The sequence below is a fragment of the Amycolatopsis ultiminotia genome, assembly GCF_039536925.1.
Lineage (GTDB): Bacteria > Actinomycetota > Actinomycetes > Mycobacteriales > Pseudonocardiaceae > Amycolatopsis > Amycolatopsis ultiminotia.
Map to the genome: position 1 here is coordinate 96318 of NZ_BAAAZN010000012.1, position 21668 is coordinate 117985.

At 71.1% G+C, this 21668-nt stretch carries 18 protein-coding genes; 15 read left to right on the forward strand and 3 right to left on the reverse strand.

The features are described 5' to 3' along the window. The first annotated feature begins 41 nt into the window (after positions 1 to 41). The 5 genes from ABD793_RS25945 to ABD793_RS25965 all read left to right on the forward strand — a co-directional run bounded on the left by ABD793_RS25945 (position 42) and on the right by ABD793_RS25965 (position 5126). On the forward strand, positions 42 to 977 hold the full coding sequence (locus ABD793_RS25945) for a LysR family transcriptional regulator (RefSeq protein WP_344864830.1): 936 nt from the start codon (positions 42 to 44) through the stop codon (positions 975 to 977). A gap of 61 nt (positions 978 to 1038) precedes the next feature. Continuing rightward, positions 1039 to 1752, forward strand: a complete 714-nt coding sequence (locus tag ABD793_RS25950) for a GntR family transcriptional regulator (protein ID WP_344864467.1) — start codon at positions 1039 to 1041, stop codon at positions 1750 to 1752. Next, on the forward strand, positions 1749 to 2765 hold the full coding sequence (locus ABD793_RS25955) for an ADP-ribosylglycohydrolase family protein (protein ID WP_344864469.1): 1017 nt from the start codon (positions 1749 to 1751) through the stop codon (positions 2763 to 2765). Before ABD793_RS25950 ends, ABD793_RS25955 begins: the two co-directional genes overlap by 4 nt. After that, a complete protein-coding gene (locus ABD793_RS25960) occupies positions 2755 to 4212 on the forward strand; it encodes a purine-cytosine permease family protein (protein ID WP_344864471.1) in 1458 nt (485 codons plus the stop codon). The genes ABD793_RS25955 and ABD793_RS25960 overlap by 11 nt, the downstream gene beginning before the upstream one ends. Then, positions 4209 to 5126: a PfkB family carbohydrate kinase gene (locus tag ABD793_RS25965; RefSeq protein ID WP_344864473.1), complete on the forward strand. Its 918-nt coding sequence runs from the start codon at positions 4209 to 4211 to the stop codon at positions 5124 to 5126. Before ABD793_RS25960 ends, ABD793_RS25965 begins: the two co-directional genes overlap by 4 nt. 823 nt (positions 5127 to 5949) lie before the next feature. Here ABD793_RS25965 and ABD793_RS25970 read toward each other — a convergent pair. Beyond that, positions 5950 to 7263 carry an NtaA/DmoA family FMN-dependent monooxygenase gene (locus tag ABD793_RS25970; RefSeq protein ID WP_344864475.1) on the reverse strand — a complete coding sequence of 438 codons (1314 nt, stop codon included), beginning with the start codon at positions 7261 to 7263 and terminating at the stop codon, positions 5950 to 5952. A gap of 26 nt (positions 7264 to 7289) precedes the next feature. Continuing rightward, positions 7290 to 8210 carry an ABC transporter substrate-binding protein gene (locus tag ABD793_RS25975; protein WP_344864477.1) on the reverse strand — a complete coding sequence of 307 codons (921 nt, stop codon included), beginning with the start codon at positions 8208 to 8210 and terminating at the stop codon, positions 7290 to 7292. A 234-nt stretch (positions 8211 to 8444) separates the two neighbouring features. Here ABD793_RS25975 and ABD793_RS25980 point away from each other — a divergent pair, with 234 nt between their 5' ends. The 9 genes from ABD793_RS25980 to folP are packed head-to-tail and all read left to right on the forward strand — an operon-like array spanning position 8445 to position 19546. Beyond that, a complete protein-coding gene (locus ABD793_RS25980) occupies positions 8445 to 9746 on the forward strand; it encodes a serine hydroxymethyltransferase (protein ID WP_344864479.1) in 1302 nt (433 codons plus the stop codon). Continuing rightward, the gene (locus tag ABD793_RS25985) at positions 9743 to 10969 is read left to right on the forward strand and encodes a sarcosine oxidase subunit beta family protein (RefSeq protein WP_344864481.1); all 1227 of its coding nucleotides are present in this window, start codon (positions 9743 to 9745) and stop codon (positions 10967 to 10969) included. The genes ABD793_RS25980 and ABD793_RS25985 overlap by 4 nt, the downstream gene beginning before the upstream one ends. A gap of 17 nt (positions 10970 to 10986) precedes the next feature. Further along, positions 10987 to 11295: a sarcosine oxidase subunit delta gene (locus ABD793_RS25990; RefSeq protein ID WP_344864483.1), complete on the forward strand. Its 309-nt coding sequence runs from the start codon at positions 10987 to 10989 to the stop codon at positions 11293 to 11295. Then, positions 11292 to 14072, forward strand: a complete 2781-nt coding sequence (locus ABD793_RS25995) for a 2Fe-2S iron-sulfur cluster-binding protein (RefSeq protein WP_344864485.1) — start codon at positions 11292 to 11294, stop codon at positions 14070 to 14072. The genes ABD793_RS25990 and ABD793_RS25995 overlap by 4 nt, the downstream gene beginning before the upstream one ends. Further along, entirely contained in the window at positions 14065 to 14658 is a 594-nt protein-coding gene (locus ABD793_RS26000) for a sarcosine oxidase subunit gamma (protein WP_344864487.1), read from the forward strand. The genes ABD793_RS25995 and ABD793_RS26000 overlap by 8 nt, the downstream gene beginning before the upstream one ends. 38 nt (positions 14659 to 14696) lie before the next feature. Continuing rightward, positions 14697 to 17165, forward strand: coding sequence for a GcvT family protein (locus tag ABD793_RS26005; RefSeq protein ID WP_344864489.1), 2469 nt, complete (start codon positions 14697 to 14699; stop codon positions 17163 to 17165). Positions 17166 to 17190: 25 nt separating this feature from the next. After that, the gene (locus ABD793_RS26010; RefSeq protein WP_344864491.1) at positions 17191 to 17811 is read left to right on the forward strand and encodes a cyclodeaminase/cyclohydrolase family protein; all 621 of its coding nucleotides are present in this window, start codon (positions 17191 to 17193) and stop codon (positions 17809 to 17811) included. Further along, positions 17808 to 18659: a bifunctional 5,10-methylenetetrahydrofolate dehydrogenase/5,10-methenyltetrahydrofolate cyclohydrolase gene (locus ABD793_RS26015; protein WP_344864493.1), complete on the forward strand. Its 852-nt coding sequence runs from the start codon at positions 17808 to 17810 to the stop codon at positions 18657 to 18659. The genes ABD793_RS26010 and ABD793_RS26015 overlap by 4 nt, the downstream gene beginning before the upstream one ends. Continuing rightward, positions 18656 to 19546 carry a dihydropteroate synthase gene (folP, locus tag ABD793_RS26020; protein WP_344864496.1) on the forward strand — a complete coding sequence of 297 codons (891 nt, stop codon included), beginning with the start codon at positions 18656 to 18658 and terminating at the stop codon, positions 19544 to 19546. The genes ABD793_RS26015 and folP overlap by 4 nt, the downstream gene beginning before the upstream one ends. Here the strand turns inward: folP and ABD793_RS26025 are convergent. Then, the gene (locus ABD793_RS26025; RefSeq protein WP_344864498.1) at positions 19504 to 20169 is read right to left on the reverse strand and encodes a GntR family transcriptional regulator; all 666 of its coding nucleotides are present in this window, start codon (positions 20167 to 20169) and stop codon (positions 19504 to 19506) included. The two genes, folP and ABD793_RS26025, sit on opposite strands and share 43 nt — an antisense overlap. A gap of 120 nt (positions 20170 to 20289) precedes the next feature. On the opposite strand from ABD793_RS26025, the gene ABD793_RS26030 reads away from it, so the two are divergent. Further along, positions 20290 to 21663, forward strand: a complete 1374-nt coding sequence (locus tag ABD793_RS26030; protein ID WP_344864500.1) for an L-serine ammonia-lyase — start codon at positions 20290 to 20292, stop codon at positions 21661 to 21663. The last annotated feature ends 5 nt before the right edge of the window (positions 21664 to 21668 follow it).

Here is a 21668-nt window from a genome sequence, read left to right on the forward strand (position 1 = left end):
GGTTGGCAGAGGATTTGGCTATGGAAGAGCTAGTCTGGGGTATGCAGTTCCAGCAGCTGGCCTACTTCACCGCGGTGGCCGAGACCCGGCACTTCACCCGTGCCGCGGAGCGCATGCGGGTGGCGCAACCCTCGCTCTCGCAACAGATCCGGGCGCTGGAGCGGGACGTCGGCGCCGCGCTGTTCCACCGGATCCGGGGCAATGTGACGCTGACCGAGGCGGGGGAGACGTTGCTGCCGATCGCCCGCCGGATCCTGGCCGAGACCGAAACCGCGTACCGCGCGATCCGCGAGCTGGACGAACTGGGCCGCGGCCGAGTCCGGCTGGGCGCGACGCCGAGCCTGTGCACCGGCCTGCTGCCTGCCATGCTCGCGGCGTTCCGGCGGAAATACCCGGGCATCGAGCTGGTCCTGCACGAAAGCGGTTCGCGCGACCTGCAGACCGAACTGTCCGAAGGCACCTTGGACCTGGCGATGATCGTGGACAGCCGGGTGCACGACGACGCCCGGCTGGAGAGCCGCCCGCTGTTCGTGGAGGAGCTGGTGGTGATCTCGGCGAAGACGTCGGCGGCGCCGGTGCGCGGCCGGATGCCGATCGCGGAGCTGCGGGACCGTCCGCTGGTGATGTTCCGCCGCGGTTACGACCTGCGGGAGGCGACCGTGGATGCCTGTCGCGCCGAAGGTTTCGACCCGCTGTTCGCCATCGAAGGCGGGGAAATGGACGCGGTGCTCGAGCTGGTCCAGGCGGGGCTCGGACTGGCGGTGGTGCCGAGCACGGTGGTGGGCGCCCGGTTCCGCCGCACGCAGTTCACCGAACCGGGCCTGAGCCGGGTGGTGCGCCTGGCCTACCGGCGGGATGTCGAGCAACCCCGGGCAGTGCGCGCACTGCAGTCGGCGGTACTGCACTTCCTCGGCGGTGGGACGGCGAAGCTGCCACCGGGAACACGTTCCCTGGTGCGCGGGACCGCGAAGGACTGAGCAGGTCGGTCGAGTGGGTCGGGCGCTTGTGCGGGATCGGCCGGACGCCTACTGTACAGGTATGAACAGGACTGGTCAGGTGCACTTCGGCAAGCGGGACCGCCTCGTGGCGGATCTCGTGCAGCAGATCCATTCGGGTGCACTCGGCAGCGGGGAGCAGTTGCCGGGTGAGCACGATCTGGCCGAGCGTTACCAGGTCAGCCGCGGCACGGTGCGCAGTGCGCTGTCCGAGCTGCAACGGCGGGAGCTGATCGCCACGCAGAGCGGTGTCGGCTCGTTCGTCACCTTCGACGGCGTGCGGCTGGACCAGTCGGCGGGCTGGGCCACCGCGTTCGCGAGCTCCGGATTCGCCGTCCGCACCGAGGTGCTGAGCATCGAGCGGGTGACCGACGAGGACCTGGCCCGCCGGTTCGGCGGCACGGCGTTCATCGCGGTGCGCCGGCGCCGGCGTGACCGCGAACGTCCGGTGTCCTATGAGGTCTCCTGCCTTCCGGCGGCCGGCTCGCTCGCCGATCTGCCGGAACACGGGCTGCGCAACGACTCCCTCACCGCGACCCTCGCCGCCGCCGGTTTGCGGGCGGAGCGCGGCGAGCAGTGGATCGGCACCGAGGCGCTCACCGCCGAAACCGCGGAGGTGCTCGAACGCCGGGAGGGTGAGCTGTTCCTGCAGGCAACCCGCACCAGCACGGATGCCCGGGGCGGGCTCGTCGAGCACGTGATCAGCCTGCTGGACCCGGCGCACTTCCGCTTCCACCTGACCTTCGGTGCCCGATGAGCGCCCGCGACCGCGCGCTCGGCGCGTTCTCCGGCCTCGCACTCGGCGACGCGTTCGGCATGCCGACACAATCGATGTCGCGTGCGCAGATCACCGCGCAGTACGGCACCGTCGACCGGCTGCTCGACGCCGTCGCCGTCCAGCCGATCTCCCCGGGGCTGCCGGCGGGTTCGATCACCGACGACACCGAGCAGGCGGTCCTGGTCGCCCGGCTGCTGATCGAGGGCGCCGGCCGGATCGAACCGACCGTGTTCGCCAAAGCCTTGCTGGACTGGGAAAGCGGGATGGTCCGGCGCGGGCTGGCCGACCTGCTGGGGCCGTCCACCAAACGTGCCGTGGAGCTGCTCGAATCGGGTGTCTCGCCGGACGAGGCAGGCCGGACGGGCACCACGAACGGGGCGGCGATGCGGATCACCCCGGTCGCGATCGCCACGCCACCCGGGCTCGGCCCGCTGCTCGACGCGGTCGTCGCGGCGAGTTCCCTCACGCACAACACGAACCTCGGTATTGCGGGCGCCGCGGCGGTGGCGGCCGCGGTTTCGGCCGGGATCGGCGGCGCGGATCTGCCCGCGGCACTCGACCACGCGGAACGTGCGGCCGCGGCGGGTGCCGCGCGTGGGCACTGGAGCGCCGGCGGCGACATTGCCGCACGGATCCGGTGGGCCCGCGAATGGGTGCGGGGCATGGACACGCCCGCACTCGCCGACGCGGTGGCCGAGGTGATCGGCACCTCGGTCGCCGCACAGGAGTCGGTCGTTGCGGCGTTCGCGCTCGCCGAGGCACTCGGGGACCGGCCGGTGGAGGCACTCCGGCTGGCCGCGGGCCTCGGCGGGGACACCGACACGGTCGCCGCGATGTGCGGCGCGATCCTCGGGGCACGGCACGGATTGTCCGGCCTGCCCGCGGATCTGCTGACCCGGGTGCGGGCGGTGAACGAGCTGGAGCTCGAGCCGCTCGTCGACGGGTTGCTCGATCTTCGCCGCCAGTGGAAGGAAAACTCGCATGAGCAGTGACACCGCGTTCGGCGATGCTGCCGTCCGCGCCGAGGAGGGCGCCCTGGAGACCAGGGGCATCGAACCCGTTCCGGAGAACGAGCGGCACGGCCATCCGATGCAGTTGTTCTGGGTCTGGTTCGCCGCGAACATCTCGATCCTCGGGCTCCCGCTCGGCGCGACGCTGGTCACCGTGCAGAAGCTCGCGTTCTGGCAGGCGGCGATCGTGGCGGTGGCCGGTGCCGTGGGCTCGTTCGCGATCGTCGGCGCGGTGTCCGTCGCAGGCCGTCGTGGCGGTGCACCGGGGCTGACGCTGTCCCGTGCGGTCTTCGGCGTCCGCGGCAACGCGGGACCCACCGTGGTCTCGCTGGTTTCCCGGCTGGGCTGGGAAACCGTGAACACCACCACCGCCGCGTTCGCGTTGTTGTCGTTGTTCGCGATCCTGTTCGGTGCCGATTCGGACGCGAAGGCACAGCCGGTGCTCACCATCGTGTGCATCGTCGTGTTCGTCGCGTTCACCGTGCTCGTGTCCGGGCTGGGACACCGGGTGCTGGTTGCCGTGCAGCGATGGGCGACGTGGGTGTTCGGCGCGCTGAACGTCGTCGTCGCCGTGCCGCTGGTGATGTCGGTCGACTGGACCGCGGTCGGCTCGGCCACGGCGGCCCCGGCCGGGGCGATGATCGCCGGGATCGGCACGATCGCGGCAGGCACCGGGATCGGCTGGGCCAACGCGTCCGCGGACATGTCGCGTTACCAGTCGCCGGCCGCGCGGGCCGGCTCGCTGGTCGCGTCGGCCGCCGCCGGTGCGGGGATTCCGCTGGTACTGCTGATCTCCCTGGGCAGCCTGCTGTCCGCGGGTGACCCGACGCTGGCCGAGGCGGGTGACCCGGTGGCCGCGATCCGCGGGCTGCTGCCGTCGTGGATGGCGGTGCCGTACCTGATCGCCGCGTTCGGCGGGCTGCTGCTGTCCAACCACCTGTCGGTGTACTCCGCAGGGCTCACCACGTTGACGCTCGGGGTCCGCATCAAGCGGGTGTACGCGGTGGTCGTGGACGTCGTGGTGACCACTGCCGGGGCGATCTACTTCATGCTCATCGCGGACGGCTTCTACGGGCCGTTCATCGCGTTCATCAGCCTGCTCGCGGTGCCGATCACGGCCTGGGTCGGCGTTTTCGCGACGGACATGGTGCGCCGGAGGCGCTACGACGCGGCCGGCCTGATGGACCTGGGCAGGACCGGGCGGTACTGGTACCGCGGCGGTGTCCGGTGGCAGGCGCTGCTGGCCTGGGCGGTCGCGATCGTGGTGGGGTATCAGTTCACCACCGCGGGCACCGGCGACGACGTGTGGTTCACCGGGTTGTTCGCCGCCAGCTGGCCAGGGCAGAACGGGCTCGGCTGGGTGCTCACCTTCGTCGTCGCAGCGGGGTTGTACGCGGCCTTCGGCGGACTTCGGAAGGTGGACCGGTGACCGGGCGGCTGGTGCACACCGGCCAGGTGATCGTGGACCTGGTCATGCGGGTCGGCGAGCTGCCCCCGCGCGGCGGGGACGTGCTGGCCGGGAGTTTCGGGCTGTCGCCGGGTGGCGGGTTCAACGTCATGGCTGCCGCGGCACGGTCCGGCGCACCGGTCGTCTACGCGGGCGCGCACGGTGCGGGCCGGTTCGGTGACCAGGTGCGTGCGGCTCTGCAGGAGGAAGGCATCACCGTCGCGCAGCCGCCGGCAGACGGGCCGGACACCGGGATCTGTGTGGTGCTGGTGGATGCCGGCGGGGAACGCACCTTCGTCACCGGGACCGGCGCGGAGGGCGCGCTCCGGCCGGAACGGCTTTCCGGTGTCGAGACCACACCGCAGGACGTGGTGTACGTCAGCGGGTACAGCCTCCTGCACGAGTCGAACCGGGCCGCGTTGCTGGCCTGGCTGCCCGGATCGCGCGGGAGGGTCCTGTTCGATCCGGGTCCGCTGGCCGGCGAGATCGACGGCCGGGTACTCGACCGGGTACTGTCTACTGTGGACATCCTGAGTTGCAACGCCCGCGAGGCGCGCTCACTGTCCGGGCGCGACGATCCCGGGGCGGCCGCCTCCGCCCTGTCGGAACGAACCGGCGCGGCGGCCGTGGTCCGCAACGGCCCGGACGGCTGTCTGCTCGCCCGCAACGGCAAAACGGCGGGCGTGCCGGGCTTTCCGGTCCACCCGACAGACACCAACGGAGCCGGTGACACCCACTGCGGAGTGCTCGCGGCGGCGTTGCTGGCGGGAGCGGATCTGGAGACCGCCGCGGTCCGGGCGAATGCCGCCGCGGCACTGTCCGTCCGCACGGAAGGTCCTGCGACTTCCCCGACGGCGGCGGAGATCGACGCTTTCCTGACGGCGTCCTCGTCCTGACTGCACTTCGTGCGGCCGGCGAACGGAGCTGACCGGTCCGTCGCGGAGGTGAGTGCGCGGCCGAACCGATCGCTCGGCGGGTGGCCGACGCCGGGTTGCCGACCTGGTCCCGCAGCGGTGGACGATCCTGAGGTCGAGGATGCGCACGCGGTGAATCTCGGCGTCCGGCAGGCTGGCGCTACCGAAGGTTGCGCGACTACGCACCTGGCCCGATGCCGCGATCCAACGACAGCAGCAGACCCCCCACCGCGCGACTGCAACCTCAGCCCACTGCCCGACGGGGCACGGATCACCACAACCTCGCCCGACCGCCGACCGCCGACCACCGACCACCGATCCACGAGTGCCGACCCGCCGACCCGCCGACTCGACCCGACCCGCCGACTCGACCCGACCCGCCGACCACCCGCCGACCACCGCCCCACGAGTGCCGAGCCGCCGACCCGCCGACCCGACCCGCGCCGACCACCGCCCCGCGGGTGCCGACTACCGAGCGCTCTGAATGGGGGCGGGCCGGGACAACCTCGCCCGGTCGCCGACTGTTCTGAAATGGGCGCTGACCGCCACAACCCCGCTTCGGCCGCACGGCCGGGCCGCCGACGGCCTCCACCCGGCCGGCCCGCTGCGACCCGACCGCTGCCACCTCGCCCGGCCGCTGCGACCCTGCCCGGCCGCTGCGACCCTGCCCGGCCGCTGCGACCCTGCCCGGCTGCTGTGCCCCTGCCCGGCCGCTGCGACCCTGCCCGGCCGCTGCGACCCTGCCCGGCTGTTGGAAGCCGGACCGGCCGGACCGAGCGTTGCTATCGCCGGGCGTTGCCGTGGGTCAGCCGGTGGCGGGGCGGGGGAGGCCGAGGTGTTCGCGCAACGTCGAGCCGGAGTATTCGGTGCGGAAGCGGCCCTTCTGCTGCAGGATCGGCACCACGTGGTCGACGAAAGTGGCCAGCTCGTAGGGCAGGGTCGAGCCCATGATGGTGAACCCGTCGACCGCGCCGGCGTCCTGCCAGGTCAGGATGTGGTCGGCGAGCTGCTCGGGGGTGCCGGCGAAGTGGTACTGGCCCGCGCCGCTCTTGAGCTCGCCGGTGATCTCGCGCAGCGAGGCCGCGGGCCGGGCGCGGGCGGCGGTGTAGAGCTGCTCCGCGCGGCTCGACGGAGCGGCCTGCCCGGTCCACAGCTCGGCAGGCAGCGGGAGGTCCGGGTCGAACCCGTCGGGATCGAGGCCCGCCGTGTACAACACGTTCTGCCAGCGGAACTCCGGGCTCGCCAGCTCCTCCAGCCGGCGCACCTTGGCCTTGGCCTCCGCCTCGGTGCCGCCGAGGGTGACCATCAGCGCCGGCAGGACGAGCACCCGGGCGGGGTCGCGTCCGGCGGCCGCGGCCCTGGCGTGCAGATCGGCCCGGAACGCCACCGCGGCGTCGAGTGACGGCGGTCCGGAGAACACCAGCTCGGCATACCGCGCGGCAAGGCCGATCCCGGCAGCCGACTGCCCTGCCTGGACGAGCACTGGCCAGCCCTGCGGGGAACGCGGGAACGGCAGGATCCCCTCGACGTCGTAGTACCGGCCGTGGAAACCGGGCGCGTGCAGTTTGCCGCGATCGGCCCACACTCCGCGTTCGCGGTCGCCGACCAGTGCGTTGTCTTCCCAGCTGTCCCACGCCTTCGTGACGACCTCGACGAATTCGTGCGCGCGGGCGTACCGGTCGGCGTGCTCGGGATGGGTGAGTTCGCCGTAGTTCGCCGCGGCCAGCGGGGTGACGGTGGTGACGATGTTCCAGCCCGCGCGACCGCCGCTGAGGTGATCCAGCGTGGCGAACCGGCGCGCCAGGTCCCACGGTTTGCTGTAGGTCGTGGACCCGGTGCCGATCAGTCCGATGTGGCTGGTCACCCCGGCCAGCGCGGAGAGCACCGAGATCGGGTCGAACTGCGTCTGCGGCAGGTGCGTGGTGCGGTACTCGGCGATCGCGATGTTGTCGGCGAGGAAGACGGTGTCGAGCAGACCGCGTTCGGCGGTGCGCGCGAGGTCCGCGTAGTAGGGCAGCCCGAGGACGCCCCGGACGTCGTCGTCGACGACCCGCCAGGCCGACTCGTGGTACCCGTTGGGCCAGACGAAAGCGTTGAAGTGCAATTCCTGCGCACTCATGGAGGCGGCTCCTCGACCGGAACGAATCAGGCAAGACCCTGCTGGGAAAGCCAGTCCTTGGCCACGTCGGCGGCGGGCTCGCCGTCGGAGTCCACCCGGGCGTTCAGGTCCCGCATACCGTCCGTGGTGAGCTTCGCGCTGACCGCGTTGACCGTGTTCGCGAAGTCCGGTCCGCGCGCGTCGAGCACTTTCCGGCTCACCGCGGGTACCACGTTCTCGGTCGGCGCGATGCCGAGATCGTCCTTGAGCGCCACGTACTTCGCATCGCCTGCGACCGGGCTGACCGAGTTCACCGGGATCACCGTGGCCACGCCGGAGTCGAGCTGCTGCACCCGCGGCCCGACCTCCTGCACGGTCTGGAACGTGGCGTTGGTGAGCCGGTACACCTGTTTGAGACCCTGGAAACAGGACAGCCGCTTCTCGCATTCCGGAGCACCGGCGAGGACGACCTTGTCGAGCTTCTTCAGGTCGCTGATCGAGCCGAGGCCCTTCTCCTTGGCGAGATCGGCCTTCACCAGGTAGACGTCCTTGTTCTCGGCGGGCGCGTAGTTCAGCAGTCCGATGCCATCGGGTTCGAACAGCTTGGCCAGCTGGTCGTGCTCGCCCCCGGGGTCCTTCTGCGCGTCCTGGCCGAAGCCGGTGGTGATCGCGGAGCCCTGGTATTCGGGGACGAACTGCAGCTCACCCGATTTCAGCGACGGGTAGATCAGCTCCCGCGAGCCGAGGTTGAGCTTGCGGGTGATCGGGTAGCCCTTGGCTTCCAGCGCGCCCGCGTAGATCTCCGCCAGGATCTGGCTGTCGGTGAAGTTGAACGAGGCGACCACGATCGGCGCACCGCCCTTGCTCGGCGCGGCGGGCTGGTCATTGCCTCCGCCACCGCACGCGGTCAGCCCGAGAGCGGCCACCGCCACCAGCACGGCCACTCTGATGCTCACGGTCCAGCGCACGTCCTCACTCCTTCTTCCAGAGCTGTCGGCACGACCCTAGCCAGGGGGTACGACAAAACCCAGATGGTGGGAAACCCCGCAGGTGGCAGGCCTCCGGCCAGCCTCGCCCGCCCGGCTGCAGCAGGCGATCCCGAAGAGTTTCCCGGCGGCGGTTGACGGCGCGGGGATCGGCCGCTTAACCTCGACGGAGCTGATATATCAGTCTACTGGTAAAGGTATACGAAAGGTGGCCGCATGTCCGCACCGGTTGACCACCACGATTCGTCCGTCGCCGCGCGGGTGCTCGGCGCCCCGCTGGCGGTGGCGGATCCGGCCGTGCACGCCGCGGTCGGACGGGAGCTGGCCCGGCAGCGCGGCACGCTGGAGATGATCGCCAGTGAGAACTTCGCGCCGCTGAGCGTGCTGCAGGCGCAGGGTTCGGTGCTGACGAACAAGTACGCCGAGGGCTACCCCGGCCGCCGGTACTACGGGGGCTGCGAGAACGTCGACGAGATCGAACAGCTCGCGATCGACCGGGCCAAGGCGCTGTTCGGCGCCGAGTACGCGAACGTGCAGCCGCATTCGGGCGCACAGGCGAACTCCGCGGTCCTCTCGGCGCTGCTGGACCCCGGCGACACCTTCCTCGGGCTGGACCTGGCACACGGCGGGCACCTGACGCACGGGATGCGCCGTACGTTCTCCGGCAGGTACTTCCGGGCCGTGCCCTATCACGTGCGGGAAAGCGATCACCTGGTCGACATGGACGAGGTCGAGCGGCTCGCGCGCGAGCACCGGCCGCAGCTGATCATCGCCGGCTGGTCGGCCTACCCGCGGCAGCTGGACTTCGCGCACTTCCGGCGGATCGCCGACGAGGTCGGTGCCTACCTGATGGTGGACATGGCGCACTTCGCCGGTCTGGTGGCGGCCGGGCTGCACGAATCCCCGGTGCCGTACGCGCACGTGGTCACCTCCACCACGCACAAGACGCTCGGCGGTCCGCGTGGCGGCGTGGTGCTGGCCGAGGCGGAGCTGGGCAAGAAGCTGAACTCCGGCGTGTTCCCCGGATTGCAGGGCGGTCCGCTGGAACACGTGATCGCGGCGAAGGCGGTGGCGTTCAAGCTCGCCGGCGAACCGGAATTCCGGGAGCGCCAGGAGCGCACCCTGGCCGGCGCGCGGATCCTCGCCGACCGGCTGCTGCCGGAGGACCACGTCGGCCTCGTCTCCGGCGGTACCGACGTGCACCTGGTCCTGGTGGACCTGCGGGAGTCCGCATTGGACGGACGGCAGGCCGAGGACCGGCTGCACCGGGTGGGAATCACGGTCAACCGCAACGCCGTCCCGTTCGACCCACGGCCGCCGGTGGTGTCGTCCGGCATCCGGATCGGCACACCCGCGCTGGCCGCGCGCGGGTTCACCGAGGCCGATTTCGAGGAAGTCGCCGACGTGATCGCGCTCGCGCTGCGTCCGGCAGCGGGCGAGGACGAACTGGACAAGCTCGCCACGCGGGTCACGGCGCTGGCCGAGCGGCACCCGCTCTACCCGGGGGTGGTCGCGTGAGCAGGCCCGGCGCGCACCTGCCGGAGCACCCGGACTTCCTGTGGCGCAATCCCGAACCGAAGAAGACCTACGACGTGGTGATCGTCGGCGGCGGCGGGCACGGCCTCGCCACTGCGCACTACCTCGCGAAGAACCACGGCATCACGAACGTCGCGGTGCTGGAGAAGGGCTGGCTCGCGGGCGGCAACATGGCCCGCAACACCACGTTGATCCGCTCGAACTACCTGTGGGACGAGTCGGCGGCGATCTACGAACACTCGCTGAAACTGTGGGAAGGCCTGGAAGAGGATCTCGGCTACCCCATCCTGTTCTCCCAGCGCGGGGTGCTCAACCTCGCGCACACCGAACAGGACGTGCGTGATTCGGTCCGGCGGGTGGAGGCCAACAAGCTCAACGGGGTCGACGCGGAGTGGGTGACCCCCGAGCAGGTCAAGGAGATCTGCCCGATCGTCAACATCTCCGGCGAAATCCGCTATCCGGTGCAGGGCGCGACATATCAGCCGCGCGCGGGCATCGCGAAGCACGACTACGTCGCGTGGGGATTCGCCCGCAGTGCGGACCAGGCAGGGATCGACCTGATCCAGGACTGCGAGGTCACCGGGTTCACTGTGGACGGTGGCCGGGTCACCGGCGTGCGCACGACCCGCGGGGAAATCGGCGCGGGCACGGTCGCGTTGTGCGCCGCCGGGCACACGTCGGTGTTGCTGGACATGCTCGGCGTCCGCACTCCGCTGCAGTCGCATCCGTTGCAGGCGCTGGTGTCCGAGCTGCTGCGCCCGGTACATCCGACGATCGTGATGTCCAACGCCGTGCACGTCTACGTTTCCCAGGCGCACAAGGGCGAGCTCGTGATGGGTGCGGGCGTCGACTCCTACAACGGGTACGGCCAGCGCGGCGCGTTCCACATCATCGAACGGCAGATGGCCGCGGCGGTGGAGCTGTTCCCGGTCTTCGCCCGTGCGCACCTGCTGCGCTCGTGGGCCGGCATCGTGGACGTCACCCCGGACGCGAGCCCGATCGTCGGGCACACCCCGTACGAGAACGTGTTCGTCAATTCCGGCTGGGGGACCGGCGGGTTCAAGGCGACGCCCGGCATCGGCTGGTGCTACGCGCAGACGATCGCGGACGGCACCCCGCACCCGTATGTGGCTCCATTCGCCCTTGACCGCTTCGCGACCGGCGCGCTCGTGGACGAGCACGGCGCCGCCGCCGTCGCGCACTGACCCGAGCGAGGACAACCATGCAACTGATCCACTGCCCGTGGTGCGGCCCCCGCGAGGAGGTCGAATTCCACTACGGCGGCCAGGCCGACGTCGCCTACCCGGAGAACCCGGCCGCACTGTCCGACGAGGAATGGGCCGAGTTCGTCTTCTACCGCGACAACCCGAAGGGTCCCTTCACCGAGCGCTGGAGCCACGCGACGGGGTGTCGCAGGTGGTTCAACGCCGTGCGGGACACCCGGACCTACGAATTCCTCGCGACCTACCGCATCGGCGGGCCGGTACCCGCCACCGGTTCGGAGCCGAGCCAGCAGGAGGTATCCGCATGAGCCGCGTCGCGGGGTACGGCCGGATCGACCGCGGCCGCACGCTCACCTTCACCTTCGACGGCCGGACCTGCACCGGTCACCCCGGCGACACGCTGGCTTCGGCGTTGCTGGCCAACGGTGTGCACCTGGTGGGGACGAGCGTGCAGCTCGGCAGGCCGCGTGGCATCGGCGCGGCGTGGACCGACGATCCGACCGGACTGGTGCAGATCGAGAAGCCGTTCCCGGAACCGATGCTGCAGGCGTCGGTGGTCGAGCTGACCGACGGGCTCGTCGCGCACGGGCTCGACGGGCAGGGCTGGCTCGCCGCCGCGCCCGATCCGGCGCGGTACGACCGCAAGCACACGCACACCGACACCCTCGTCGTGGGCGCGGGCCCGGCGGGTCTGCTGGCGGCGCGCAGTGCGGCACGGGCGGGGGAGAGCGTGGTGCTCGTCGACGACCGGGCGGAGCCCGGCGGCACGCTCACCGGGACCGAGCTTCTCGACGGGCGGCCCGCGCGCGAGTTCGTCGCGGACGTGGTCGCCGAACTCGCCGGGAACCCGCAGGTGCTGCACCTGCAGCGGACCACCGCGTTCGGCCACTACGACGACGGGTTCGTGCTCGCGCTCGAGCGGCGCACCGATCACCTCGGCACGGCGGCTCCGGCGAACCGGGCCCGCCAGCGGGTGCACCGGGTCCGGGCGCTCAAGGTGGTCATCGCGACCGGGGCGATCGAACGGCCGATCGTGTTCGCGGACAACGACCGGCCGGGCATCATGCTCGCCTCGGCCGCACGAGACTTCCTGCACCGGTACGGCGTGCTGGCCGGGCGCGAGGTCGTGGTCTTCACGACCGACGACGCGGCCTATCCGGCCGCGGCCGACCTCGCGGGTGCCGGGGCGGCGGTGACCGTGGCCGATGCGCGTGCCCAGCTGCCGGCCTCGGGGGAATCCCGTTGCCTTGCTGCGGGGGTGTCCGTGCTTCGGTCCACTGTGGTCACCGGAACCGAGGGCACCGACCGGGTGCGCGCGGTGCTGGCGCGCACCCCGGACGGCGCGATCCGGATCCCCGCGGACCTGCTGCTGGTCTCCGGCGGCTGGAATCCGGCGGCGCACCTGTTCAGCCACATCAAGGGCGCGCTCGCCTACGACCCGGCGCTCGGGGCGTTCCGGCCCGCGGGCACCCTGCCCGGGATCACCGTGATCGGCGCTGCCAACGGAACCTTCGATCTGCCGGGTGTGCTGCGCGACGGCGCCGGTGCCGAAGCTCCGGCGAGCGGTCCGGAACCGGCGGGTGCACCGACGAAGATCCTCTGGCGGACCGAGGGCGACCGCTCGCGGCAGTTCGTGGACATCCAGCGGGACGCCACCGTGGCCGACATCGAGCGCGCGGTCGGTGCCGGAATGCGGTCGGTGGAGCACGTCAAGCGCTACACGACCATCGGCACCGCGCACGACCAGGGCAAGACCTCCGGTGTCCTCGCCTCGGGGATCACCGCGGAACTGCTCGGAAACGACATCGCCGAAATGGGCACTACGACCTTCCGCCCGCCGTACACGCCGGTGGCGTTCGCCGCCTTGGCCGGCCGTGAGCGTGGCACGCTGTTCGACCCGGAGCGGATCACGGCGCTGGAGCCGTGGCACCTGGCGCGAGGCGCGGTGTTCGAGGACGTGGGGCAGTGGAAACGGCCCCGGTACTACCCGTACGCCGGGGAGGACATGGACGCCGCGGTGTTGCGCGAATGTGCCGCGGTCCGCGGCGGCGTCGGCATCCTCGACGGATCCACACTGGGCAAGATCGACGTGCAGGGCCCGGATTCCGCGGTGTTCCTCGACCGGCTCTACACCAACATGATGAGCACGCTGAAGGTCGGCCGGGTCCGCTACGGCGTGCTGTGCCACAACGACGGTATGGTCTTCGACGACGGCACGGTGCTGCGCCTTGCGGAGAACCGGTTCCTCGTCACCACCACGACCGGTGGCGCGGCCCCGGTACTGGAGTGGATGGAGGAGTGGCTGCAGACCGAATGGCCGCAGCTGCGCGTGCACCTCGCTTCGGTCACCGAGCAGTGGTCGGTCTTCCCGGTGGCCGGTCCGCGTTCGCGTGCCGTGATCGGCGAGGTCTTCCCGGACGTCGATGTCACCAACGAGGCATTCCCGTTCATGTCCTGGCAGGACACCACCCTCGACGGCGTTCCGGTGCGGCTGGCGCGGATTTCGTTCTCCGGCGAACTGGCCTGGGAGGTCAACGTCGGCTCGTGGTACGCGCCCGCACTGTGGAAGCGCCTGCTGGCGGCGGGGGAGCGCTACGGCATCACGCCGTACGGCACCGAGACGATGCACGTGCTGCGCGCGGAGAAGGGCTACCCGATCATCGGGCAGGACACCGACGGCACGGTCACACCGCACGATCTCGGGATGAGCTGGGTGGTGTCGAAGAAGAAGGAAGACTTCGTCGGCAAGCGGTCGTTCTCCCGTCCGGAGAACCACAATCCGCTGCGCAAGCAGCTGGTGTCGCTGCTGCCGACCGACCGCAGGACGCGGCTGCCGGAAGGGTCGCAGATCGTCGAACGCCGCGACGACGGACGGCTGCCCGAACCGCCGGTGCCGATGCTCGGGCACGTCACCTCCAGCTACCGCAGCGCGGCACTGGGCCGCCCGTTCGCGCTGGCGCTGGTGCGCAACGGCCGTGCCCGCGTCGGCGACCTCGTGCACGTCCCGGTGGACGGGGTGCTGGTGGAGGCCGAGATCGGCGAAACCGTTCTCGTCGACCCGGAAGGAGCGCGCCGCGATGGCTGAGGTTCTCTACCCCACGCATCCGCTGGAGACCTGGGCACCGGCACTGGCAGAGCTGTCCAGGGAAGCCGCCGGACTGGTCGTCACCCCCGAACCGCCGGTGGCCGCCGTGGACGTGCGTCTCGAAGCGCCCGGCCCCGGCGCCGACGCGTTCGGCCGGGCGCTGGGCACCGCGTTGCCGCTGGTGCCGAACACCTGGACGCACACCACCGACGGTCAGCTCATCTGGCTCGGCCCCGACGAATGGCTGGTGACCGCGGAGGACAGCGCCGGGCACGAGCTGGAACGCGAGCTGGGCTGGATCGTGTCCGCCTACGACGGCGCGGCGGTGGACGTTTCCGCGCAACGCACCGGGATCCGGCTGCGCGGCGCCCGTGCCCGCGACCTGCTGTCCTTCGGCTGCTCGCTGGATCTGCGCTCTTCGGCGTTCCCGTCGGGTTCGGCCGCGCAGACGGCGCTCGGCCAGACCGCGGTACTGCTGCTCGCGCTCGGCGAGCAGGACCTGCGGCTGTTCGTGCGCCCGTCGTTCGCCGGATATCTCGCCGAATGGATTCTCGACGCGGCACAGGAGTACCGCCCGGCCGGCTGAGCCCGGTTCCCGGACTGTCCGAAGAGGAGAGAAGCGTCATGAGCACCACCCCCCGCGTCGTCGTCATCGGGGCCGGCATCGTCGGCGCCAACCTCGCCGACGAGCTCACCGCGCGCGGCTGGACCCGGCTCACCGTCCTCGACCAGGGGCCGCTGCCGCTGACCGGTGGCTCGACCTCACACGCGCCGGGGCTCGTCTACCAGACCGGCCCGTCGAAGACGATGACCGCGTTCGCCACCTACACCATGGAGAAGCTGAAGAGCCTCGACGTGGCCGGTGCCTGGTGCTTCAACCAGGTCGGCGGCCTCGAGATCGCCACGACCCCGGAACGGCTCGCCGATCTGCACCGCAAACAGGGCTGGGCCACCTCGTGGGGCGTGCCCGGCGAGGTGGTCGGCCCGGACCGGTGCGCGGAACTGCACCCGCTGCTCGATCGCGACCAGGTGCTGGGCGGGTTCCACACGCCGACCGACGGGCTGGCGAAGGCCTCCCGTGCGGTCGAGGCGCTCATCCAGCGTGCCGAGGCACGCGGTGCGGAGTTCCGCGGTCTGACCCGCGTCACCGAGGTGCGGCAGGAAGGCGGCCGGGTGACCGGGGTGCGCACCGATGCGGGCGACCTGATCGACGCGGACATCGTGGTGTCCTGCGCCGGGTTCTGGGGCCGCGAGGCCGGTGCGATGGCCGGGATGAAGGTGCCGCTGCTGCCGCTGGCGCACCAGTACGTGCGCACCGGCCAGATCGCCGAGCTGGTCGGCCGCAACGACGACCTCGTCGAGGCACGCCTGCCGATCCTGCGGCACCAGGACAACGATCTGTACTACCGCGAGCACAACGACTGCATCGGCATCGGGTCCTACGCCCACCGGCCGATGCCGGCCAGCCTGTCCGAACTGCCCGAGACCGGCGACGTCACCGACGACGCGATGCCCTCGATGCTGCCCTTCACCGAAGAGGACTTCCTGCCTTCGTGGGAGCACAGCCGGACGCTGCTTCCCGCGCTTCGTGAAGCGAAGATCGAGACCGGCTTCAACGGGGTCTTCTCGTTCACGCCGGACGGCGGCCCGCTGGTCGGTGAATCGCCGGAGGTGGCCGGCTTCTGGATCGCCGAGGCGGTCTGGGTGACGCACTCGGCAGGCGTCGCACGCGCTGTCGCGCAGCTGCTGGTCGACGGGCGCAGCGACACCGAGCTGCACGGCTGCGACGTGCATCGGTTCGACGAGATCGAGACGACCGATGCGTACGTGTCGGAGACATCGCAGCAGAACTTCGTGGAGATCTACGACGTACGGCACCCGCAACAGCCGAGGCTGTCCCCGCGAGACGTGCGGGTGAGCCCGTTCCACGCGCGGCAGAAGGAACTCGGCGCGTTCTTCCTCGAAGCGCACGCGTGGGAACGGCCGCATTGGTACGAGGCGAACGCCCGGCTGGTCAAGGACCTGCCCCCGGAGTGGCAGGCGCCTTCGCGGGACGCGTGGTCGGCGATGTTCCACTCGCCGATCGTCGCGGTGGAAGCGTGGAAAACCCGTACCGCGGTGGCGATGTACGATATGACGCCGCTCAAGCGGATCGAGGTCGGTGGCCCCGGCGCGGTCGGATTCCTGCAGCACCTCACCACCGGCAAGATGGACAAGTCCGTCGGTTCGGTCACCTACACGCTCGCACTCGACGAGGCCGGCGGCATCCGTTCGGATCTGACCGTGGCCCGGCTGTCCGAGAACGTGTTCCAGGTCGGCGCGAACGGCAACCTCGACCTGGACTACTTCCGCCGGCAAGCCCCCGCCGACGGCAGCGTGCGGCTGCGCGACATCACCGGCGGTACCTGCGGGATCGGCGTGTGGGGCCCGCTTGCGCGGGATCTGGTGCAGCCGTTGACCGGCGACGACTTCTCCCACGAGGGACTGAAGTTCTTCCGCCTGCGCCACGCGCAGCTCGGTGGGATCCCGGTGACCGCGATGCGGCTGTCCTACGTCGGGGAGCTGGGCTGGGAGCTCTACACCAGCGCCGAATACGGGCAGCGGCTGTGGGATCTGCTGTGGGAGGCCGGGCAGCCGCTCGGCGTCGTGGCGGCCGGGCGCGGCGCGTTCAACAGCCTCCGCCTGGAGAAGGGGTACCGGGCGTGGGGCGCGGACATGACCACTGAGCACAACCCGTACGAGGCCGGGCTCGGTTTTGCGGTCAACAAGAAGAAGACCGGCTTCGTCGGGTGCGACCGGATCGCCGGGATCGCCGCGCAGGACGTGTCCCGGCGGCTGACCTGCCTGACCGTGGACGACGGCCGCAGCGTGGTGCTGGGCAGCGAGCCGGTGTTCGTCGACGGTGCACCGGCCGGCTATGTAACATCGGCCGCGTTCGGCCACACCATCGGCAGGCCGATCGCGTACGCGTGGCTGCCCGCCGCGCTGACGCCCGGAAGCCCGGTGGAGATCCAGTACTTCGACCGGAAGGTGAAGGCGACGGTCACCGCCGAGCCGCTCGTGGACCCCGAGATGGCCCGCATCCGCCGCTGACTGCGGCAGGTACGAAGGACGACACATGCGCACGGACACGCTCGAAGAATTCCTGCGTTCGCTCGCCGACCGGGTGCCCGCGCCCGGCGGCGGCGCCAGCGCCGGACTGCACGCCGCGCAGGCCGCGGCTCTGGTGGCGATGGTCGCCCGCTACACCGAAGGAGACAAGTACGCCGAGCACGCGGAGACCGTGACGGCGGTGCGCGGGCAAGCCGACGAGCTCCGCGAGCTCGCGCTCGGTCTGTCCGAAGAGGACGCTCGGGTGTTCGGCGCGGTCGCCGACGCGTACCGGCTTCCGCGCTCGACGCCGGAGGAGAAGACGGCACGGTCCGCGGCGATCGCCGGTGCGCTCGGGCAGGCCGGTGAAGTGCCGGCACGGGTGGTCGGGGTGGCCGACCAGGTGCTCGGTCTGGCCGAGCGGTTGCTGCCCATCGGCAACCGCAACGTCATCAGCGACGTCGCGGCGGCCGCGGACGCCGCCCGCGCCGCGGCGACCACCGCGCGGATCAACGTGGAGATCAACCTCGCCGGGATCACCGATACCGCCGCGCGGGCCGGGCTGACCGCCGCCATAGCCGGCGTCGATGACCTCGCTGCCCGCGCCGACAAGGTCACCGCTGCGGTGCGCGAGGTGATCGCCCGATGACCACCGTCGAGCTCAGCGGTTCGGTGCTGGCCCGGGAACTGCGCGCGAAACTGGCCGAGACCGCGGCGGCGCTCACCACCGCCGGTGTTCCGCCGCGGCTGGCCGTCGTGGTCGCGACCGAGGACGAGTCCAGTGCGTGGTACGTCCGCGCACTGGCCAAGGCCGCCGCCAAGACCGGGATCGACTGCGACGTCGTCGACCTGGGCGCCACCGCGGAGCCGGCGGAGATCCGGACGAAGCTGGCAGCCCTCAGCGCGGACCCGGCGGTGCACGGCATCATCCTGCAGACCCCGCTACCGCCGGATGCCAAGGCCGAGGAGCTCGCCGCGTCGATCTCCCCGGAGAAGGACGTGGACGGCGCCAGCCCCCTTTCACTGGGCCGGATCAGCGCGGGTCTTCCGGCGTTCGCCCCGGCGACCGCGGCCGCCGTGCTGGCGGTTCTCGACTACTACGAGGTTCCGCTGGCCGGGCGGCACGCGGTCGTGGTGGGCCGCTCCACGGTGGTCGGCAAGCCGGCCGCGCAGCTGTTGCTGGCCCGCAACGCCACCGTGACCGTGTGCCACAGCCGCACGCGGGATCTCGGGGAGCAGACCCGCACGGCCGACGTGCTGGTGGTCGCGGCCGGCCGCAGCCGGATGATCACCGGCGAGCACGTGCGTCCCGGCGCGGTCGTCGTCGACGTCGGCACCAACCCCGGCGAAGACGGCGGGCTGGTGGGTGATGTGGACGCGGAGTCGGTGCGCGGCAAGGCTTCCGCGCTCACGCCGGTCCCGGGCGGGGTCGGCCCGGTGACCACGGCGCTGCTGCTGAGCCACACCGTCGGGTCCGCGTCGCGGGGCGCGCCGTGAGCGTCCGGGACCGGCTGGCGGAGGCGCTGGCCGGTCCGCGGCCGCTGATCTGCGGGATCCTCAACGTCACTCCGGATTCGTTCTCCGACGGCGGCCGCTACCGGATCGCGGACGCCGCGGTCGAGCGGGGCAGGCAGCTCGTCGAGGACGGTGCGGACCTGATCGACATCGGCGGCGAATCGACCAGACCCGGCTCGCACCCGCCGACCGTCGAGGAAGAGCTGGCCCGGGTCGTGCCGGTGCTCGAGCGTCTTTCGGCGGCCACCGAAGTGCCGTTGTCGGTGGACACCTCGCGGCCGGAGGTGATGCGCGCGGCGGTCGACGCGGGCGCAGCGATGATCAACGACGTGCGCGCGTTGCGTTATCCGAGTGCGTTGTCGACAGCGGCGGAAACCGGTGCGGTCGTCTGCCTTTCGCACATGCTCGCGCCGCCGCACCTGATGCAGCTTTCGCCGGGTTACCACGATGTCGTCGGTGAGGTTTCGGCATTCCTCGCCGACCGGATCGAAGCCTGCGCCCGCACCGGTATCCCGGCGCAGCGGCTGGTGATCGACCCCGGGTTCGGCTTCGGCAAGACCCTGGAGCACAACCTCACGTTGCTGTCCTCGGTGGACGCCTTCCGGGAACTGGGCCCGCCGGTGATGGCCGGCCTGTCCCGCAAAGCGATGCTGGGCCGGCTCACCGGACGGCCGGTGCACGAACGGATGGTGGCCTCGGTGGCCGCCGGGATGCTCGCGGTGCAGCGAGGCGTGCGGGTGCTGCGGGTGCACGACGTGGCCGAGACGAGAGACGCGCTCACCGTGCTCGCCGCGGCAGGAGAGCGGACTTGCGCCGGCGGCGGCGATCAGATGATCGCGCGCACCGCCTTCTCGAACCCGGTCACGTGAACCCGGGCGAGTTCCTCGGCCCGGTCGGCGTTGCCCACGGCGATCGCGCGCAACAGGCCGACGTGCTCGCCGACGTGCCGGTCGAAGTGCGCCATGCGCTCGAGGAACAGGCAGAAGATCCGGGTGGCCAGGTTGTGGTAGCGCACCAGGGTGTCCTCGAGGTGCGGGTTGCCCGCCGCGCGGTACATCGTGCGGTGCACCCGCAGATCCCACTGCATCAGCTCACGGCGGTCCATCGCGTGCACGTCGCCGGCCTCGATCCGGTCCGCGAGCGCGGCCAGTTCGGTGCGGACCGGCTGCCCGACGGTGACCGCGGCGCGGCGCGCGGCCAGCGGTTCCAGCTGGGCGCGGATCTCGGAGATGTAGGCGAGATCGGTGATGTCCACCGCGGTCGCGAAGGTGCCCCGGCGCGGATAGGAGACCACGAGCCGGTCCAGCTCGAGCCGCTTCAGTGCTTCGCGCACCGGCGTGCGGCCGATGCCGATCTCCTCGGAGAGCGCGCCGTCCTCGATGGGTGCCATCGGCGGGATGTCCAGCATGATCAGCCGGTCCTGGATCGCGGTGTAGGCGCGGTCGGCCAGCGAGAGCGGACGCCCGTCCAGTTCAGTGGGTGCGGTGGTCACGTCAGCATCCTAGCGCGCTGAAAACCACCCGCGCTTTCCTGCGGTTGCACTCTGGATATAAGTGACGTTGAACTGATATATTAACTGCGCAGCCGACGCCGCGACCAGGGGAGCGTCCCGATGACCATCTCCGTGTTCGACCTGTTCAAGGTGGGGATCGGCCCGTCGAGCTCGCATACGGTCGGCCCGATGCGCGCGGCGTACCTGTTCGTCACGCGGCTGCAGGAGTCGGGAGTGCTCGCCGGCACTGCCCGTGTGCGGTGCGAGCTGTTCGGCTCGCTCGGCGCGACCGGGCACGGGCACGGCAGCGTGAAAGCGGTCGTACTCGGCCTCGCCGGCGAGCAGCCGCATCTGGTCGATCCGGTGGCCGCGGACCCGCTGGTGGCCGCCGTCCGCGCCGAGGGCCGGATCAGTCTCGGCGGAAAGCACGAAATCGCGTTCGCCGTCGACGAGGACGTGGTGCTGCACCGGCGCGAAAGCCTGGCGTTCCACAGCAACGGCATGGTGTTCACCGCCCGCGGCGCGGACGGCTCCGAGCTGGCTCGCCGCGAGTACTACTCGGTGGGCGGCGGATTCGTGCTCGACGAGGACGAGGCCGGGCGGCCGGTGCTCGTCGAGGATCCCACGCCGGTGCGCCACCCGTTCGCGACCGGCGACGAGCTGCTCGCGACCACCCGGCGGACCGGCCTGCGGATCAGCGACCTCATGCTGGCCAACGAACTGTCGTGGCGGGGAGAACAGGAGATCCGGGCCGGGCTGCTGCACATCTGGGCGGTGATGCGCGAGTGCGTCGGCCGGGGCACGCACACCGGGGGAGTACTGCCCGGCGGCCTCAAGGTCCGTCGTCGCGCGGCGGCGTTGCGGGAGCGGCTGGAGTCCGGGGTGGACGAAGCCGATGCGTTGCACGCGATGGAATGGGTGACGCTGTTCGCGCTGGCGGTGAACGAGGAAAACGCCGCCGGTGGCCGCGTGGTCACTGCGCCGACCAACGGCGCCGCCGGAATCGTGCCCGCGGTGCTGCACTACGGCGCACGGTTCCTGGCCGGCTTCGGCGACGACGAGGTGGTCCGGTTCCTGCTCACCGCCGCGGCGATCGGTTTGCTGTTCAAGGAAAATGCGTCCATTTCCGGGGCCGAGGTCGGCTGCCAGGGCGAGGTCGGTTCGGCCTGTTCGATGGCCGCGGCCGGACTGGCCGAGGTGCTCGGCGGCACCCCGGAACAGGTGGAGAACGCCGCGGAGATCGGCATCGAGCACAACCTCGGGCTCACCTGCGATCCGGTCGGCGGGCTGGTGCAGATCCCGTGCATCGAGCGCAACGCGGTCGCCTCGGTCCAGGCGATCACCGCGGCCAGGATGGCGGTGCGCGGTGACGGCGCGCACCACGTCTCGCTGGACAAGGCGATCAAGACCATGCGGGAAACCGGCGCGGACATGTCGGTCAAGTACAAGGAAACCGCCCGTGGCGGGCTGGCACTGAACATCGTGGAATGCTGAGGAGT